Raw genomic sequence first — 16,767 nt, forward strand, 5'->3', positions numbered from 1 at the left:
TGGCATGTGCGTGCGTTGACTTCCTGGTTGTCCGGCCCGAGTGAACCGCACAGCTTTCCCTACTCGCCGGTGCTTGCCGAATTTCACCGGCTCGGTAAACACTTTGTCGAGAAGGATTTCCTCGCCCTGCTCGACAGCGCCCGGCAGGCAGTGGCCGGCCGGGCCACCACCAGCGGCGACGCCGCGACCCGGCAGCTGACCGACTTCCTGGACGTCGCACTCGACAAGTGGGACGGCCGCTACGACTATCGCAGTTACCTGGCGCTGCGGCTGCTTCGACTAACGGATGATGCCGACGATCCGCCCACAGTGGAGGCCGGTGACGGGCGGCGGACCCGTGACCGGCTCCTCGTCCGCCTCGTCGCCGACACGCTGGCGTTCGAGTTGGCCGCCGCCGCGCACACCACCGGGCTGCTTCCGCAGGGCAGGCCCGGGCCGGTGCTGGTGGCCAAACGGTGCCGGCTGGGGGTGCGAGCCGTCGCCCCTGCGATGGCTCGTCTCGGGGTGATCGAGGCGGTCGGCGCGGGCACCCCGGCCACTACCACCGCCGGCCTGCTCGCCGTCGCCCGTGAGCTGGTCTGTCCGGGGGATCCGTCGTTGCGGCTGAGCATGCTGCCGGTGCATGTGACACACGACGAGTACCTGTTCATCCGGGTGCTCCAGGCGTACGAGTGCATCTTCGCCGGCGTCGCCGAGGAACTTCGCGCGGCGGTGGCGGCCCTGGCGGGGGACACGCCGGCCCTCGCCGCCGACCGGCTCGGCTACGCGGGTGACCTGCTGCGCACCGCAGGTCCCCTCTTCTCCCTGCTCGCCACCATGCAGCCGGAGTCGTTCCGCACCTTCCGGCAGTACACGGAGGGAGCCAGCGCGATCCAGTCCCGCTCCTACAAGCTGGTCGAGTCGCTGTGTCGTACGCCCGAGGTGGGCCGGCTGGACTCGGTCGCCTACCAGTCGGTGCCGGAGGTGCAGGCCCGGGTACGCGACGGCCAGCCGACGGTGGACCAGACGTACCGGCGGGCGGTTGCCGACGGCCGACTCACCGGAGCGGACGCGGTCCTGGTGGCACGGCGGATGGCCACGTTCGCCGGTGCCCTGACGCAGTGGCGTCGTACCCATCTGCGGGTTGCGGTGCGGATGCTGGGTGCCCGGTCCGGCACGGGCTACACCGAGGGCACGCCCTACCTGGCGGCGGTCAGCACCGCACCGGTCTTCGCCGCCGTCACCACAGATGCCGCCACGCCCGAGACGGACGAAAGGCGTTGCGCGTGAGCCAACCTGAGCAGAGCCCCCGGTGCCTCGACGCCGCCGCACACGCCGCCCTGCGCGCGGAGTTCCCCCTGCTGGAAAGCTGCGTCTACCTGAACAGCAACTCCACCGGCGCCGCGCCGAGGGGCGTCGAGCGGGTGCTGCACGACTACTGGGAGACGCTGCGCACCTGGCGCGACGACGTCTGGCAGGACTGGCACGTCGGCCTCGACCGGTACGCCGACTCGGTGGCGGCGCTGCTGGGCGCGCCGCCGGGCAGCGTGCTCACCGATGCGAACCTGAGCACGTTCCTGGCCCGGGTGGCGTCCTGTTTCGACTACCGTCCGCCCCGCAACCGGGTGGTCATCACGGATCTCGACTATCCGACGGTGCCGTTCATCTTCCGCGCGTACGGCCGATATGGCGCGCAGCTCGACGTGGTCGGCACCGGCGGCCCCCACCTGGACCAGGATGCTCTGGAAGCCCGGATCGACGAGCGGACCCTGCTGGTGTGTGTGCCGCACGCCAGCTTCACCTCCGGTGCGACCGTCGACCTGTCCCGGCTGGTGACCCGAGCCCGTCAGGTGGGTGCGCTGGTGGTGGTGGATGCCTTCCAGACCGTCGGGGTGGTGCCGTTCGACGTCACCGCGCTCGACGTCGACGTCGTGCTGGGCGGATCCCACAAGTGGCTGTGCGGCGCCGGCACCGCGTTCCTCTACGTCCGGCCGGACCTGGTGCCACTGCTGACTCCGGCGGCCACCGGCTGGCAGGCCGGCGACCGCGCGCTGACATTCCGACCCTCGCCCGGCTGGGCGCCCGGCATCCGTCGCTTCGCCGGCGGCACACCGTACCCACTCACCTCGCTGATCTCCCAGGTCGGCCTGGACCTGCTGCTCGACGTCGGCGCCGACGCCATCCGGCGGCATTCACTGGCGCTCACCCGGCGGCTGCTGGACCGGGCCGAAGCCGCCGACATCACGGCGGTCAGCCCCACCGACAGCGCCCGAGGGGGCGTGGTGTGCCTGGATGTCCCCGACGGTGAGGCCGTCAAGCAGCGGCTGGCCGCCCGGGACGTGATCTGCAGCTGGCGCGGCTACCTGCGGGTCGGCCCGCATGTCTACAACACCCTCGACGAGATCGACCTGTTCATGGATGCGCTGGAAGAGGAGCTGCACCGGTGACCGTCACCCTCTCGCCCCGGGCGTTGATGAGCCTGCTCGTCAACGGCCCCAAGGCCACGGACGTGCTGCACACGGCACTCGACCTGGGACTGCTCGACGCGCTGGAGGCCGGACCGGTCCGCCTCGACGCGTTGGCCACCCGGTTCGAAGTGCTTCCACTACGGCTGTACAAGTTCCTCGACTGCATCGAGAGCCTCGGCCTGCTGACCCGCGACGAGCCCGACGACGACATCGGTGCGACCAGCTACCGCGCCGTGGCGGGGCTGCGCGACGCGGTCAACGCGGTGGTCGGTCCCGACGCCACCGAGCGGGACAGAGACCGCTACCCGTGGCGGCAGTTGCACGGCCGGCTGGCCGAGAGCCTGCGGGGTGAGGTCAGCATCGACGACGGGTTCGCCTGGCCGCCGAAGACTGCCGAACAGACCGCCGAGTTCGAGCGCAGCATGGCCCTCGGCCTGGGACCGGCGATCGAGACGGTACGCCGGCACTCGGATCGACTCTGGTCGGACCGGCACCGGCTGCTGGACGTCGGCGGTGGAGACGGAACCCTCGCCGCACACATCCTCGACACCGCGCCGAACCTGCGTGCCGACGTGTACAACCTGCCAGCGGTGGCACCACTGGTGGCCGCCACCCGCGACGCCCGCGGCCACGCCGACCGGCTCGGTTTCGTCGGTGGCGACTTCTTCGTCGAACCCCTACCGGGCGGCTACGACGCGCTGTCCTTCGTCCGGGTCCTGCACGACTGGCCGAACGCGGTGGCCCGCGAACTGGTCCAGCAGGCGTACGCGGCGCTGGAGCCGGGCGGGCTGATCCTGATCTGCGAGGAGTTCCGCACCCCGGACCGGCTGGCCATGCAGTTCTTCTGGAGCTACTTCCTGATCGGCGTCGACAGCAGCGTCAGCCGACTCCGCGAGGCGGACTTCTACACCAAGCTGCTCACCGAGGTCGGCTTCCAGGACGTGGCAGTGCTGCCGGGCACATGGGAACTCGTCATCGCGTACAAGCCCTTGCAGCCCGGCCGGGTGTGAATCCGAGCGATCTGACGCATCAGAGCTGAGTTCCTCGTTCAGGGTCGGGAAATCCGGACTTCCGATATAACGGACGCAGGAAATGTTCTTGATGCGAGGGCTTTGTCAACAATGGACGAGAAAACAACAGCCGGCCCGCTGTTGCGCACGCGAGAAGCCCCGAAGCAGCCCGCGTTCATCGAACTCTTCTTCGACCTGGTGTACGTCTTCGCGCTGACCCAGCTCACCCACCTGATGATCGACAACCTCACCCTGGAGGGTGGGTTCGAAGCGCTCGTGCTGTTCTTGGCGCTGTGGTGGGTCTGGGTACTGACGGCGTGGATGACGGATCAGTTCGACCCACAGCGCGCGTCCGTCCAGTGGTACGTGATCCTGGTCATGTTCGGCATTCTGCTGATGGCTATCCAGGTGCCGAAGGGTTTCGATGGAAATGGTCTGTTCTTCGCCATCACGTTCAGCGCGATCAACCTTGGACGCTTTCTGTTTTGTGCAGGAGCCGCGCGCGGGACCACTCTGCTGCGCCATGTGTTGCGCGCCCGATTCTGGTCCGTCATCTCGACGCTGTTCTGGATTCCCGGGGCATTCGTCGAAGGCTGGGCCAGGGGTGGCCTGTGGTTGGCGGCCCTGGCCGTGGACTATGTCTCGGCGTTGCTGCGCTGGCCAACCCCGTGGCGATCGCGCCGGGCGTTAGGGCCGGCGCTGGAACTCGCCGCGACTCACCTCGCCGAGCGCTACCGACAGGTCTTCCTCATCGCCCTGGGGGAGATCGTCCTGATCATGGGTCTGACCTTCACCAACACGGGTTATGACGCGTTCACGCCCAGGCGTACGGTGGTGCTCGCGCTGTCGTTCGCCAGCGCCGCCCTCATGTGGCGGCTCTACATATACCAAGCCGGATCCCAACTTGCCCCGGCGATCGCGGTCTCCGGCAACCCGCACCGCCTCAGCCAATGGTCTGCCTATGCCCATATGGCGATGGTCGCCGGGATTCTTTTGACGGCTGTCGGGTTCACTCTGGCCATCGAGCATCCGTTCGAGCGGACGCCGACATCCTGGGTCGCCGCCATAACCGGCGGCCCAGCACTGTTCCTGGCGGGGCGCTCCGCCTTCGAGTACGTGATCTTCGGGAGAGCGACCTGGCCCCGACTGATGGGAATCCTCGGCCTCGCCGGTCTCTCCGTCATAGCGCCACACCTGCTGCCGGAGGTCACGTTGGCGGCGACGACTTTCGTCCTCATCGCACTCGTCGCGTACGAGACGGCGCGTGGCCATCGAAGACCACCAAAGAAGCCCGCACCATCCATCTGAGTCAGCGTATGTCAGTGAAGGGTGGAGCGGTGGGTGGGGCTGAGGCGGAGGTGTTCGGTCGTGACCACCGCTGCGGGAGGCTCTGCCGGTAGGGGTGACCGGGTGAGCCAGACCAGGGCGTGCTCCTGTTCGCGGACCGGCAGCCGAGGGAAGTTGTTCGCGCTGTACTCGGTCTTCAACACGGCCAGGGTTTCCGTCGAGCTGTGCGTGGGATCGAGGAAAGGGCCGTTGCCGTACCAGATCGTCGCGTGCAGGACCGAGTCGGGATTAACGGGTGCCGCGGTCCAGTACCGGCACCGCGACGATCTCGCGGAGCAGCAGTACGTTGTCGAAGTCGAGCATCGTGTCGTTCGCCGCTGGTCCGTGTTTCGCCCACACCGGTCCTGTGTAGAAGGCCGTCAGGGCGGTCCGGCGCGATGGCATGTCGGCGAATCCGCGCAGCCACACGAACTGGTCGGGCCGGTCGAGGTCGCGGAACTGGCCCAGCACTGCCATCCCCAGTTCTTCCTGGGTTTCGACGAACTCGCGGTCGAAGAGGTCGATCAGTTCGTCGCGGCGTCCCGCCCGCAGGGTGTACCGGCGTAATTCGACGATCATGCCAGGATCCTTTCCAGGACGTCGGCGACGGTCCAGCGCGCCAGCGTCGCCCGGAACGTGTCGGTCGCTTCGTCGTACAGGTCGGTGAGCACCGGGCGGATGCCGCGTCCGACCGGGCACTCCAGGTTCGGTTCGGAGTGGTGCAGGGCGAGTAGTGGCTCCGGCGAGACGGCGAGCCAGATGTCCAGCAACGTGATCTCTGCTGCCGGCCGTCCGAGGGAGAAGCCGGCGCCGTTGCCGCGGCGTGCCGTCACCAGGCCGGCCCGCTGCAGGTCACCGAGGCTGCGTCGGATGATGACCGCGTTCGTGTTGATGCTGGCCGCCACCTCGTCAGAGGTGAGCACCTCACGACCGCGCTGCCTGGCCAGTTCCAACCACGCCAACGCGTGGGCCGCGATCGTCACCCTGCTGTTGGCCGCCACCCCGACAGTCTCGCCTGTCGGCGACACCAAAAGCAACCATATTTGTTACGTCCGGCGTTGGTTTCTGCCGCCGGGGTTATCGCGTCGCTGATCTCGCGCTGCTCTGTAGACCCGGGTGGACGCCTGCCGGGTGTCCGGTGCGCTCGGCGAGCCGTTGCAGGGCGGCGATGAGATGTCCGCGTTCGTCGGCGTCGAGCGGAGTGAGGATCTCGTCCTCGTGCTGGTCGGCGATCCTGCGGGCGCGGGGGAGCAGGGCGCGTGCTGCGTCGGTCAGGTGGATGGCGTGGGCGCGGCGGTCGGTGGGGTGTCGCCGACGTTCGACCAGCCCGCGATGCTGAAGGTCGTCGAGAAGTCCGACCATGACCTTGCGGTGGATGCCGAGCACGTCGGCGAGCTGTTGCTGGGTGCTTCCTTCGCCGCGCTCAAGGTGCATGAGCAGCCCGAAGTGATTCGGTGCGATGCCCAGCGGCGCCAGTCGCGTTGCGAAGGTCTGCGCGGTGTGGAACCCGAGCTGGGAGAGCAGGAAGTTGGCTCGGCCGGCCAGCGGCCGGTCCGTGCCGGGTGCGAGATCATCAGCCACCCCATTATTGTACGCCTTCCTGACTGTCGGGTACGGTAACAGTTACCACTGCTCCGCAGTTGGTGTTCGGGTGAGGCTGACCGCACTGTCCCGTCTACGCCAGAGGATGCCGAATGTCCTACCCGCTGCCCCAGTTCGTCGAGCCGGAACCACACGGATTCATCTATCTGGGCTTCCAGGCCGAGCCCCCGCGACAGGCACCCGTCTACACCCGTACCGCGCGCCGGCAACAGGCGGCGGCGCGGCTCGTCCAGGCCGTCCCCGTACTCCTGCGCCGCCCGGACGTGGCGTCCGTACGCGTCTTCCGTGCGGTGTTCATCCCGCCACTGCCCGGTGCGCCCCGCTACGACCTCGCGATGCTCATCCGGACGAAGCACGTGGAAGACCTGGAAGCGGTGCGCGCCTGCGGCGAGGTCTCGGCCGTCGACGGCGAGCAGCTCCTGGCCGGCGTCAACGTGGCCCGGATAGGCGACACCGAGGCCCGCACCGACGGGGTGTTCCTGTTCAACCACTTCACCGCCGCGCCCGGCACCGACGCCGAAGCCGTCTGGCGATCAGTCACCGGCTGGTACACCACGAAGACCGCAGTGGACAACTCCACCGCCCTACGGCCCACCGAGCCTTCGCCGTTCGCCCTGGTGAACTATGTGCGACTGCCGGCCGGGCCGATCCGTTTCCTGGTCGGGCAACTCACGCGTCCGAGCTTCCACCGTTTCGTGCGGGCCCGCCTCGACGCCCACGGGATGCGGGCGCTACCCGCCTTCCACCGGCTCGTGCACACGTCGGCGTAACGTCGAACGGAGGTCGACCCTCATGAGCTTCCCTCGTCTTGCCGGGGTTGCGGGGACAGGTTTCGTCGTCATCCTGGTCGCGGCCAACGTCCTGCTGGCCGCAGCGGGTCTTCCCACCCCGTCCGAAGCGGCATCCGTCGACGAGATCACCACGGTCCTCGCTGCCGGTGCCGGGTCGCTGCGACTGGCGTCGGCGCTCCTGCCGGCCGCCTGGTTGCTGGCCACGTTCTTCGCCGTCGGGGTGTGCGTCTGCCTCGGACGCGACGAGCGAGGCCGCACGGACCCGTGGTCCCTGGTCGGTCTGGCCGGCGTTCTCATGCAATCGGTGGTGTTCACAAGTGTCGAGGCCACCCGCCTCGCCCTGATGTCCGCCGCCCGGCACGAGCCCAGCGGCGTTGCTGGCCTGTGGGGTCTGCACACCGCCCTGTTCGGTTTCAACCAGGTCTTCCTCGCCACCGCACTTGTCGGGTTCTCGGTCTCCGGCATTCGTACCGCAGTCATCGCCCGGTGGCACGCCGGCATCGGGTTCGTCGCCGCCGCGCTGCTGTTCGTCACCGCGACGAGTACAGCATCATCCTGATCCGACGTGCGCCGCAGCCGTCCGCTGTCACCTGACGTTGCCTCCGCCGGCCTCGTGCGTAAGGCCTCGACACCGCCAGGTTGCGGCGAGTGCGGGTGGGGTGATGGTGCGTAGGAATATCCGTCGGGGGTTTGCGTGACTGTCCGATGCGGAATAGCCTCGGTCGCCCATCTAAATACCGGGTATTCAGATGAAACCGGGCGATGCGTTCGGGCTTGTGTAGTGCTGGCAGGGCTGGTCCAGCGTGACCGACCTGCGCCGCGAACGGGAAGTCACCCACTCGAAGGAGTCCGTCGATGGTAACCAGACGAAATGCCCTGGCGGCCGGAGCGTTCGCCGCTGCCGCGCTTCCGCTGGCCGCAGTGATGATGCGTGGTTCGGCCTCGGCCGAGTCGACGCCGACCGGCGGGCAGACCGCCCCGCGTACGTTGTCGCGACAGGCAGGCCGGATGCGTGCGGGCAGCCGGGTGAGCGGCACCTCGTTCCCGGTCAGCCATCTGGGAGTGCGCTGGGCGGGTGACAACCCTCTGCGGATCCGCTTCCGGACGACTTCCGGATGGGCGCCCTGGCAGATGGTGAACGGCTGCGACGGCGGTCATGACGATGCCGAGGTGGGCGGCCACGCAGCCCTGATCACCGCCCCACTGGCGACCGGTTACGAACTCGACGCGGGTGGTGCCGACGCGGTGCAGATCATCGAGGTGAACACCGTTGACGGGCTGCGGGAACTGCGACTCGCCGGTGCGGGCCGAGGAATGCCGATCGGTGACCGGGTCGTGCCGGTGCGATACCTCAGCCGGGCAGCCTGGGGGGCCGACGAGTCGTTGCGGTTCAACCCGGACGGTACTCCGAAGTTCGGCGCCGACCAGTTCTTCCCCGTACAGACCGTGACGGTGCACCACACCGCAGGCCAGAACGACGACCCGGACCCGGCCGGGTTCGTCCGAGGGCTGTACCAGTTCGACCTCGACCGCTACGGGGACCTCGGCTATCACCTGATGATCGACGAGGCGGGCACCGTCTACGAGGGCCGCGCGTCCGGCAGTGACTCGCAGCCGATGTTCGGACCGGCCGGTGCCGACGGCCGTCCGCTGATGATCAGCGCCGCCCATGTCGGCGGCATGAATAGCGGCAACCTCGGCATCGCACTGCTCGGCGACTTCACCAGCCAGCAGCCGACCGCAGCGGCCCGGTCGGCGTTGACCAAGGTCCTCGCCGGCATCTGTGCCGTACAGCGGCTCGACCCACGGGCCGCGACAACTTTCGTCAACCCGGTCAGCGGCATCCAGTTGGCGGTCGACACCATCTCCGGTCACCGGGACTGGCTGGCCACCGAATGCCCCGGCAACGCCTTCTACCCGGCGCTGCCCGCGCTCCGGAAGAGGGTGGCAAGCCTCCTGCGCTGACCCTTCTCACGTACTCCGAGACGGGGTCGGTGGCCGGCAACAGCGGCAACGATGAGGCGGCGCTGATGAGCAACTCGCATCCGCCGCCTCACTGCCTCGCCCGGTAATCGAGTTCTGCTGCCTGCGGGCCCTGCCATAGACTCCGCCGATGCCTGAGGTGTCGGGGGACTTCGAAATCCACATCACGGTTCACGCTCATCAGGCCGAGGAACTGTGCACGTTCGCCGGCGAGCATGGCGTGAAGTTCATCCATATCGTGCTCGACCGTGGCACCTACGCCTCTCAACCGATGCTCACCCTGAGCGGGCGAGGCACCCTGGCTGAGCAGCAGGACGCGGTGCAGCGTTGGGTACGCGAACTGCGCGCAGTGGGGATACACCCATGCCGCTCGAAGATCGAGGCGGCACCGTGGTGCGCCGGCGTACCGCAGTCGGACAAGCAGGCGGCAGCCGAGCCGGGTGGCCGGTACTTCGAGCATCACGTCAAACTGCTGCTACCCAGCACGGCGGTCGCGGATCTGGTGGCTCTCACCGAACTTGTCGCGCCACACGGGGCGCGGCTGTCCCGCAACGCCCGCCGGGAGTTTGCGGACGGCGCGCAGGAGCGGTTCGTCAACCAGCGCTGTCACGGTGTCGGGCTCGCCACGGCCCGGCATCGGCTGGACCAGCTCGTCGAGACCCTCCGAGCCGCGGGCCACGAGCCGACCACAGTGGAGCAGGAATACGTCGTCTTCGACAGCGCCCTGCACCACGACCATGGCTGGTTGGACTCACCGAAGCCGGGCGCGAACGGTTGGGTACTGAAGCGCGAGCACAGGATGAGGTACGCGCCAGCCGGATCCCCGGACTACCCACCGACCTACCGGCCACTACCCGCCGGCCCGACCGTACGCCAGCGGGCGGCCTTCGACCCCGCCCTCAGGCAGTACCCGAACGCCTACCGTGCCGGCGAACCCGACTTCCTGGATGCGGCCACCGGCCAGCTGTGGACCGACGCCCGACGTACCGCCATGAATCACCTCCTGGCGGCCATCGCCGCAACCACCTGGGCTCAGCATCTGGTCCTGCGCGGCAGCGTCACCATGGCGGCCTGGGTCGGCGACGCCGCCCGCGACCCGGGCGACCTCGACTTCGTCGTAACCCCGCACACCATCACCAGCGACAGCACCGACGCCCGCACGCTGCTCGACGACATCAAGACCGCCGTCCGCACCGCACCCGGCGGCGGCCTGCAACCGGACCACATCACCGAATCCGCCATCTGGACGTACGAACGTGCTGACGGACGCCGCCTGCTCGTGCCGTTTCGCACCCCGGAGGCGCCGGACGGTCACGTACAGATCGACATCGTCTTCGGTGAGCGACTGCCTCTCCCACCAGAGGTGCTGATCCTGCCCGGCGTCGACGAGCCGTTGCTGGCCGCGCCGGCCCCGCTGGCGCTGGCGTGGAAGCTGCTGTGGCTGGCCACCGACTCATACCCGCAGGGCAAGGACCTCTACGACGCGGTCCTGCTCGCCGAACACACAAGCGCCGATCAGGCCCTCGTCCGCGAACTCATTCGACCGGAACTCGGCGCCGAAGCCGACACCTTCACCGCCGAGACCGTGCTGTCCTGGGAGGTCGACTGGTCCAACTTCACCGACGAGTACCCCGGTATCTCGGGCACCGTCGAGCAGTGGACCAAGCGGCTGGCCCTGGCCCTCGAACAGGCCTGGACCTGACCGAACCGGAACGGCTCGGCGGCAGGCACGGCCCGGCACGGCTCAGCGTGGTCCCAGCCCGGTGCGCCCGTCGAGCAGCTCGCGCACGACATCCAGGTGACCGGCATGCCGAGCGGTCTCCTCGATGACGTGCAGCACGATCCGTCGCAGATCGGTGGTCTGCGACGCCAGCGGCTCCTCCGGATGTCGGCCGACCGGTGTCGCCGTCAACGGAGCCGCCGCGATGATCGCGTCGGAGATCTCGCACTGGTCGCGATAGAAACCGAAGACCTGGGACGGCGTTCGAGTCGTGACGAGCGGGGTGTGCTCGTCGGGCCAGGGCAACGGCTCCGCCGCGCCACGGAAGACCTCCTGGAACCAGTGGCGCTCGGCGTGCCCGAGATGCTCCACCAGGCCGAGCGGCGACCATCCGGAGGGCAGGACGGGCGTTCGCAGCGAGGTCTCGTCCAGATCGGCCAGGATGGCTCGGATGACGGCACGCTGATACGTGAGGAACTCACACAGCGCCGCCTTCTCCATATCGATGGTCACCACGCCGGCAGGCTAGCGTCCGACACCGACACTCTTCGGGAAGCCACCGACCTGGGCGCTCCCAACGGCACGCGTTGTCACCGTGCGTCTGGTCGTGGAGGCGCAGGGCCACTGGTCGGCAAGGCCGGGCTCACAGTTGGACGACGTGGCCCACCCGTGGCGGCGTGCGGCCCGCGAGGACGTCGAGCCAGGCGTGCCGCAGCGCCTCGGGACCGTTGCCGATCTGCACGTCGAGCCACTTGTTCAGCACCGGCACGAATCGCTGCCAGGCAGCGGTGAACCGTTCGTCGAGGCCGTCGCGGCCCCAGTCGCGGCTGCGCTTGCGCATCTGCACCGGTGCGAAGAAGACCTGCCCGGCGGCGTCGGCGTTGGGGGTCTGTTGGGTGAGCCCGACGGCGATGTCCCGGACGAGTCGGTCGCCGAGATGCTCGCGCAGCGCACGTCGGGTGGCGGGTGCTCCCGCCAGGTCGAGGTAGACGGTCGGGACCGGGTCGAGGGCGCTGATGTCGTCGTAGGTGAGGACCGTGTCGTAGCAGCCGAGTGACCGGGTGAACGCCAGATTGCCGGGGGAGGTGAGCCCGATCAGGCGCGGTCCGCGGCCGTGCAGTTCAAAGGCGGCAGCGTACGCCGTCTTGCTCGACGCCGACGACAGCACCAGCGACTGCGCGCCATAGTGGTCGTTGTCGATGATCTGGTCGGCGAGCATGAACGAGGTGAAGAACAACGGCCGGAACAGGATCAGCAGGTCCTCCTGTTCCGCCCGGTAGGCGGGGTCGCCGGTGGTCGACCGGTACGCGTTGTACGGCGAGGGCAGATCGACCCGGTGCGCGCTGGCGTCGCGGAACCCGGTGGCGTCCACCCGTTCGGGGCGTACCACCAGATGGCCGGCGGGCGGCAGGTAGCCGTAGACCCGCTGACCCGGCTCGACGCCGGCCACGGTGGACGCGATCACCTCGGCGAAGCCCCACAGCGGCGGAAGACCCCACTGCCGGTCGAGCCCTCGGGCCTCGGGTGGGAAGAACTCCCAGTAGCGCATCGCGTCGCCGAGCACCGCGTACGTCACGTTGTTGGCGGTCAGACCGACGCGGTCCACCCGCAGCAGCGCCTGTCCGTCGGCGATGGCAGGCATCGGGCTGTCGACGAGTGTGGTGCGGGCGCGGTCGTCACGGGCCACGGCGAAGGTCCACGAGTCAGCCATGCTGTGACGTTAGGCAGCCGCCGACCCGGAGACAAGTGCACTGGGAGTGCAAAATCCCACTCACCCGCCTTTCGCCGGCCCGGTCCCGGTCACCCGGGACAGTCGTCCCTGGTGCCTGGGTCTGTGGCCCGCACAGACTCGCCAGCCGGAGCCGACAGGAGGAACCGGTGGAGAGCGCACGTCACGAACCCGTCGCAGGCACGCTGCTGGAGGACGAGGACCCGGAAAGTCATGTCGGGGAGGCGGTCGACTTCGATCTCTTCGACCACGAGGACCAGGCGGAGCCGGAGCCCGCTGCGGAGGACCCGGCAGGGTTGCGGGCGGCGTACCACCTCGCGCCGACGCTCAAGGTACTGCGCGACGAGGTGGACCGGCGCTGGCCGAAGCGGGACCGGACCTCGGACGGCTGGATCGGTGACGCCGCGCATCAGGGCACCCGGTCCGACCACAACCCCGACGCGGACAACGGGTCGGTCAACGCCCTGGACATCGACCGGGACGGCATCGACCCGATGCTGGTGGTTCGCCGGTGCATCGTCCACCCCTCGACCCAGTACGTCATCTTCGACCGGACCATCTGGAGCCGGACCCGCAACTTCGCCGCCGCCCGGTACACCGGCAGCAACCCCCACGACCGGCATCTGCACGTCAGTGTCAGCCACGACCGGGCGTTGGAGGCCAGCACCCGGAGCTGGGGGATCGCCGACGCGGTCGTCCCGAAACTCGGCGACCGGGTGCTGCGCCGCGGCAGTACCGGCAGCGACGTGCGGGAACTACAGACCCTCGCGGGCCGGCTCGGCGGTGACCTCGTCGTCGACGGTGACTTCGGGCCCCGGACCGAATCCTGGGTCCGCGACTTCCAGAAGGCGCAGCGGCTCACCGTCGACGGTGTGGTCGGTGCCCAGACCCTCGCCGCACTGCGGGCGGCGACCGCACCCGCCCCGCCCTCGGCCGGTCGCCAGCCCGGTTCGCGGACCGTACGTCGGGGCAGCACCGGCGAGGACGTGGCCTTCGTGCAGCGATTCGTCGGCGAGCGGCGGTGTGGGCCGGCGACCGGCTCGTTCGACGCGAAGACCGAATCGGGCGTGCGGTGGTACCAGGGAATGCGTGGGATCACCGTGGACGGTGTGGTCGGCCCCGTGACGTGGCGACAGATGGGTGTGCGAGTGACCTACTGACCCTCGCCCCCGGCCGAGCCGACGGTGACCGGACGCTGCAGGGCGGCGGTGGGACCGAATGGGCGCGATGGTGTCGCAACGGTGGATCGTCGGTGCCGGGGAGGTCGGACGGTGAGGCATGATGCGTGCGGCGTGACCGACCCGACCGGATCCGGACCGGACCCGGCCGGCGGCCCGGCTGTGGAGGACGCGATGGCGATGGCCGACCCCGAACGGGGCCGTCCGGTCGTGGCGTGGCTGGTACTCGCCGTCACCGGCGGGCTCACCCTTGGCGCGGCGGTAGCCGGGACGATCGCCGCACCCCCCTGGAGATCGGGCCTGCTCTGGTGGCTGGTCGACCTGACCGCCGGCGCCGGCTTCGGGCTGGTCGCCTGGCTGACCCTGCTGCGCCGGTCGCACCCGGCGGCTGGGCTCGCCGCGCTGATCGGGGTGGGCGCAGCGGCTTCGGCGGCGGCCGCCGCGTGGGCGGCCTCGGCCCAGCACTGGCCGTCCCTCTGGGCACCGGAGATACCCCCCGCCGGGGCCGGGGTCGTACCGGCCTGGTCGGCCCTGGTCGTGGTGCTGCCGTGGCTGCTCCCGGTGCGGCCGGTGGGTCGGTCGGTCCGGATCGCCGTGGGAGTCGCCGTCGCGGCGCAGGTGTTCCTGTCGACCGTGCGGTACGGGTGGGTACCGGACCAACTCGTCGGGCCGGTCCGCGACACGCTGGCAGTGGTGCTCGGACCCGGGCTGCCGGCCGTTCTCGCGGTGCTCGGGTTCGCCGCCACCGCCGGGGTGCTGGCCCGCCGCCGTGCCCTTCTCCCGTGGCAGCGGTACGGCCTGGGGTGGCTCGCCGTCGGCACCCTGCTGCACGCGCTGGCCCTGCTGGGGTCCACCCTCGACCCGGTCCTGCCGCGCGGGGTTCCGGTCGCGCCGCTGCTGATGCTCGCCGCGCTGGCGTTCCTCCCCGCGTCGGTGTTGGTGCTGGTGCTGCGCCAGCGGCTGTGGGGGCTTGCGCACACCGTCCGGCGGACCCTGGTGTGGGCGCTGACCACCGGCCTGCTGATCGGCGGGTACGCCCTCGGGGTGGTGACGCTCGGCAGCCTGCTGCCGGCCACCTCGGTGCTGCCCGAGGTGCTGACGACCGCAGCGTTGGCGGCGGTGTTCCACCCGGTTCGCCAGTGGGTGCAGCGCCGGGTTGACCGGCTGGTGCACGGTGACGGCGGGCAACCGTTGATCCGTCAGGTCGCCGAGCGGCTGCGTGACGTCGAGGCGGGGATGCAGATGCTCGACGCGGTTGCCGATGGGATCGCGGACTCGTTGGGGCTGGCGACCGTGACGATCACGGTGACCGGGAACCCGGGTGGGTGGGTTCCTGCGCAGTGGCTGAGCGGTGCGTCCTCGTCCCCGCCGTCCACCGGACCCGGATCGGCCGTGCCGGCCACCGGGTCGATCGCGTCGGCCTCGGTCACCGGGCCGGGCCGGGCCCACGGGTCGACGACGTCGGGCACGGTGTCGCCGCTGACGATGCGCCTGGTCGCCGGCGACCGGTCGGTGGGGGTGCTGCGGGCGTGGCCACGTACCGGTGAGCGGGTGGCCGGCCGGGCGGCTTCGGTCCTGGCCGACCTGGCCCCGGTGCTGGCCGCGCTCGCCGAACTGGCGGTCGCCCAGCAGGCCCTGGAACGGTCGCGGCTGCAACTGGCCCGGGGGCGCGACGAGGAGCGCCGCAAGCTGCGTCGGGACCTGCACGACGACCTGGGTCCGGTGCTGAGCGGGGTGTCCCTGGGGCTCGCCGCCGGACGCAACATGCTGCGTCCGCACCGGCACCTGCCGGCGGTCGCGGCGGCCGACGACCTGCTGGAACAACTGGTCGCCGAGGTCGACCGGCAGACGGTGGCGGTGCGCGACAACGCCCGGGACCTGCTGCCTCCGTTGCTCGACGACGGCGCGTTGCAGCCGGCGCTGGAGCGGTTACGGCAGCGCTACGCCGACGCGGGGCTGTTGCTGCGGGTCCGCGCACCGGAGGTGAACCTTCCCGAGCCGGTGGCGACGGCGGTGTACGGCATCGTGGCCGAGGCGGTCCGCAACGTACACCGGCACGCCGATGTGGACTCCTGCACGGTCGAGGTGACGAACGGGCCGGAGGGGTTGGAGGTGTCTGTGGTGGACGAGGGCAGGGGCATTGCGCCCGGGACGGCGGTGGGGGTCGGCACCCGCTCCATGCGGGAGCGGGCGGAGGGGATCAACGCCGAGCTGAGCATCGGTCCCCTGCACACCCGGCCGGTCCGTCCGGGTACCCGTGTGCGGCTGCTGCTGCCCGGGAGGATCCGGTGAGCCGGGAGCAGCCGGAGCGACCGATCCGGGTCGTCGTCGTGGACGACCATCCGGTGTTCCGGCTCGGCATGACCGCGCTGCTCGGCACCCTGACCGGCATCGAGTGTGTCGGTGAGGCGGTCGACGTGGACTCGGCGCTGGACCTCGTCGGCGGTCGCCTCCCGGACGTCGTCCTGATGGACCTGCATTTGGGGGATCGCTCCGGGGTGGAGGCCACCCGGTTGATCCGGGCCCGGCATCCCGAGGTCGCCGTGCTGGTGGTCACGATGTTCGACGACGACGACTCGCTGTTCGGGGCGCTGCGGGCCGGCGCGTCGGGGTACCTGCTCAAGGGCGCGGCCCCGCAGCAGGTGGAGCGGGGTGTCCGGGCGGTGGCCAACGGCGAGTTGCTGCTCGGTCCGGAGATCGGCGCCCGGGCGGTCGGCTTCTTCGTCCGGGGCGCCGACCCGGTGCCCTTCCCGCAGCTCACCGACCGGGAACGGGAGATCCTCGACCACGTGGCGCAGGGGCTGGACAACGCCGCCATCGCGCACCGGCTCGCGCTCAGCCCGAAGACTGTGCGCAACCACCTGTCCAACATCCTGGTCAAGCTCGGTGTCGGCGACCGGGCGCAGGCCATCGTGCGGGCCCGGGAACAGGGCCTCGGCCGGCGCTGAGACGGACGGCTCCGGCGTGGCGTGGGCGGCCCG

At 69.9% G+C, this 16,767-nt stretch carries 17 protein-coding genes; 11 read left to right on the top strand and 6 right to left on the bottom strand.

Translation table 11 applies throughout. The annotated features are described in order from the left end of the window. Positions 1-6: 6 nt before the first annotated feature. The 4 genes from Vgi01_RS09600 (at position 7) to Vgi01_RS09615 (ending at position 4,765) form a co-directional block, all read left to right on the top strand. A complete protein-coding gene (locus Vgi01_RS09600) occupies positions 7-1,269 on the top strand; it encodes a tryptophan 2,3-dioxygenase (protein WP_204290752.1) in 1,263 nt (420 codons plus the stop codon). Next, positions 1,266-2,426, top strand: coding sequence for an aminotransferase class V-fold PLP-dependent enzyme (locus Vgi01_RS09605; protein WP_233196863.1), 1,161 nt, complete (start codon positions 1,266-1,268; stop codon positions 2,424-2,426). The genes Vgi01_RS09600 and Vgi01_RS09605 overlap by 4 nt, the downstream gene beginning before the upstream one ends. Then, positions 2,423-3,457, top strand: coding sequence for a methyltransferase (locus tag Vgi01_RS09610; protein ID WP_204290753.1), 1,035 nt, complete (start codon positions 2,423-2,425; stop codon positions 3,455-3,457). The genes Vgi01_RS09605 and Vgi01_RS09610 overlap by 4 nt, the downstream gene beginning before the upstream one ends. A gap of 111 nt (positions 3,458-3,568) precedes the next feature. After that, entirely contained in the window at positions 3,569-4,765 is a 1,197-nt protein-coding gene (locus Vgi01_RS09615; protein ID WP_102658716.1) for a low temperature requirement protein A, read from the top strand. A gap of 11 nt (positions 4,766-4,776) precedes the next feature. Here Vgi01_RS09615 and Vgi01_RS30555 read toward each other — a convergent pair whose 3' ends face one another. The 4 genes from Vgi01_RS30555 to Vgi01_RS09630 all read right to left on the bottom strand — a co-directional run bounded on the left by Vgi01_RS30555 (position 4,777) and on the right by Vgi01_RS09630 (position 6,364). Next, the gene (locus tag Vgi01_RS30555) at positions 4,777-4,947 is read right to left on the bottom strand and encodes a hypothetical protein (RefSeq protein WP_239088854.1); all 171 of its coding nucleotides are present in this window, start codon (positions 4,945-4,947) and stop codon (positions 4,777-4,779) included. An 85-nt stretch (positions 4,948-5,032) separates the two neighbouring features. Next, entirely contained in the window at positions 5,033-5,362 is a 330-nt protein-coding gene (locus Vgi01_RS30560; RefSeq protein WP_239088855.1) for an NIPSNAP family protein, read from the bottom strand. Continuing rightward, positions 5,359-5,811 carry an Rrf2 family transcriptional regulator gene (locus Vgi01_RS09625; protein ID WP_239088856.1) on the bottom strand — a complete coding sequence of 151 codons (453 nt, stop codon included), beginning with the start codon at positions 5,809-5,811 and terminating at the stop codon, positions 5,359-5,361. Before Vgi01_RS09625 ends, Vgi01_RS30560 begins: the two co-directional genes overlap by 4 nt. A 49-nt stretch (positions 5,812-5,860) precedes the next feature. Beyond that, positions 5,861-6,364: a MarR family winged helix-turn-helix transcriptional regulator gene (locus Vgi01_RS09630; RefSeq protein WP_204290754.1), complete on the bottom strand. Its 504-nt coding sequence runs from the start codon at positions 6,362-6,364 to the stop codon at positions 5,861-5,863. A gap of 113 nt (positions 6,365-6,477) precedes the next feature. Between Vgi01_RS09630 and Vgi01_RS09635 the strand changes: the two genes are divergently transcribed. The 4 genes from Vgi01_RS09635 (at position 6,478) to Vgi01_RS09650 (ending at position 10,861) form a co-directional block, all read left to right on the top strand. After that, on the top strand, positions 6,478-7,155 hold the full coding sequence (locus Vgi01_RS09635; protein ID WP_204290755.1) for a hypothetical protein: 678 nt from the start codon (positions 6,478-6,480) through the stop codon (positions 7,153-7,155). 22 nt (positions 7,156-7,177) lie between these two features. Next, positions 7,178-7,735 (top strand): hypothetical protein, encoded by a 558-nt coding sequence (locus Vgi01_RS09640; protein ID WP_204290756.1) that lies wholly within the window; start codon positions 7,178-7,180, stop codon positions 7,733-7,735. 296 nt (positions 7,736-8,031) lie between these two features. Then, a complete protein-coding gene (locus Vgi01_RS09645) occupies positions 8,032-9,141 on the top strand; it encodes a peptidoglycan recognition protein family protein (protein WP_204290757.1) in 1,110 nt (369 codons plus the stop codon). Between the two features lie 148 nt (positions 9,142-9,289). Next, the gene (locus Vgi01_RS09650; protein ID WP_204290758.1) at positions 9,290-10,861 is read left to right on the top strand and encodes a nucleotidyl transferase AbiEii/AbiGii toxin family protein; all 1,572 of its coding nucleotides are present in this window, start codon (positions 9,290-9,292) and stop codon (positions 10,859-10,861) included. A 42-nt stretch (positions 10,862-10,903) separates the two neighbouring features. On the opposite strand, the gene Vgi01_RS09655 is transcribed toward Vgi01_RS09650, so the two are convergent. Then, entirely contained in the window at positions 10,904-11,395 is a 492-nt protein-coding gene (locus Vgi01_RS09655) for a DinB family protein (protein WP_204290759.1), read from the bottom strand. Positions 11,396-11,522: 127 nt separating this feature from the next. Continuing rightward, a complete protein-coding gene (locus tag Vgi01_RS09660; protein ID WP_204290760.1) occupies positions 11,523-12,590 on the bottom strand; it encodes a DUF2855 family protein in 1,068 nt (355 codons plus the stop codon). Positions 12,591-12,757: 167 nt separating this feature from the next. On the opposite strand from Vgi01_RS09660, the gene Vgi01_RS09665 reads away from it, so the two are divergent. From Vgi01_RS09665 to Vgi01_RS09675, 3 genes are all read left to right on the top strand, one after another. Further along, positions 12,758-13,768: a peptidoglycan-binding domain-containing protein gene (locus tag Vgi01_RS09665; protein ID WP_102658706.1), complete on the top strand. Its 1,011-nt coding sequence runs from the start codon at positions 12,758-12,760 to the stop codon at positions 13,766-13,768. A gap of 132 nt (positions 13,769-13,900) precedes the next feature. Continuing rightward, positions 13,901-16,078, top strand: a complete 2,178-nt coding sequence (locus tag Vgi01_RS09670; protein ID WP_204290761.1) for a sensor histidine kinase — start codon at positions 13,901-13,903, stop codon at positions 16,076-16,078. Then, positions 16,075-16,734 carry a response regulator transcription factor gene (locus Vgi01_RS09675; RefSeq protein ID WP_204290762.1) on the top strand — a complete coding sequence of 220 codons (660 nt, stop codon included), beginning with the start codon at positions 16,075-16,077 and terminating at the stop codon, positions 16,732-16,734. The genes Vgi01_RS09670 and Vgi01_RS09675 overlap by 4 nt, the downstream gene beginning before the upstream one ends. Positions 16,735-16,767: the final 33 nt, after the last annotated feature.

This window comes from Micromonospora gifhornensis (assembly GCF_016863515.1).
Classification (GTDB): Bacteria; Actinomycetota; Actinomycetes; order Mycobacteriales; family Micromonosporaceae; genus Micromonospora; species Micromonospora gifhornensis.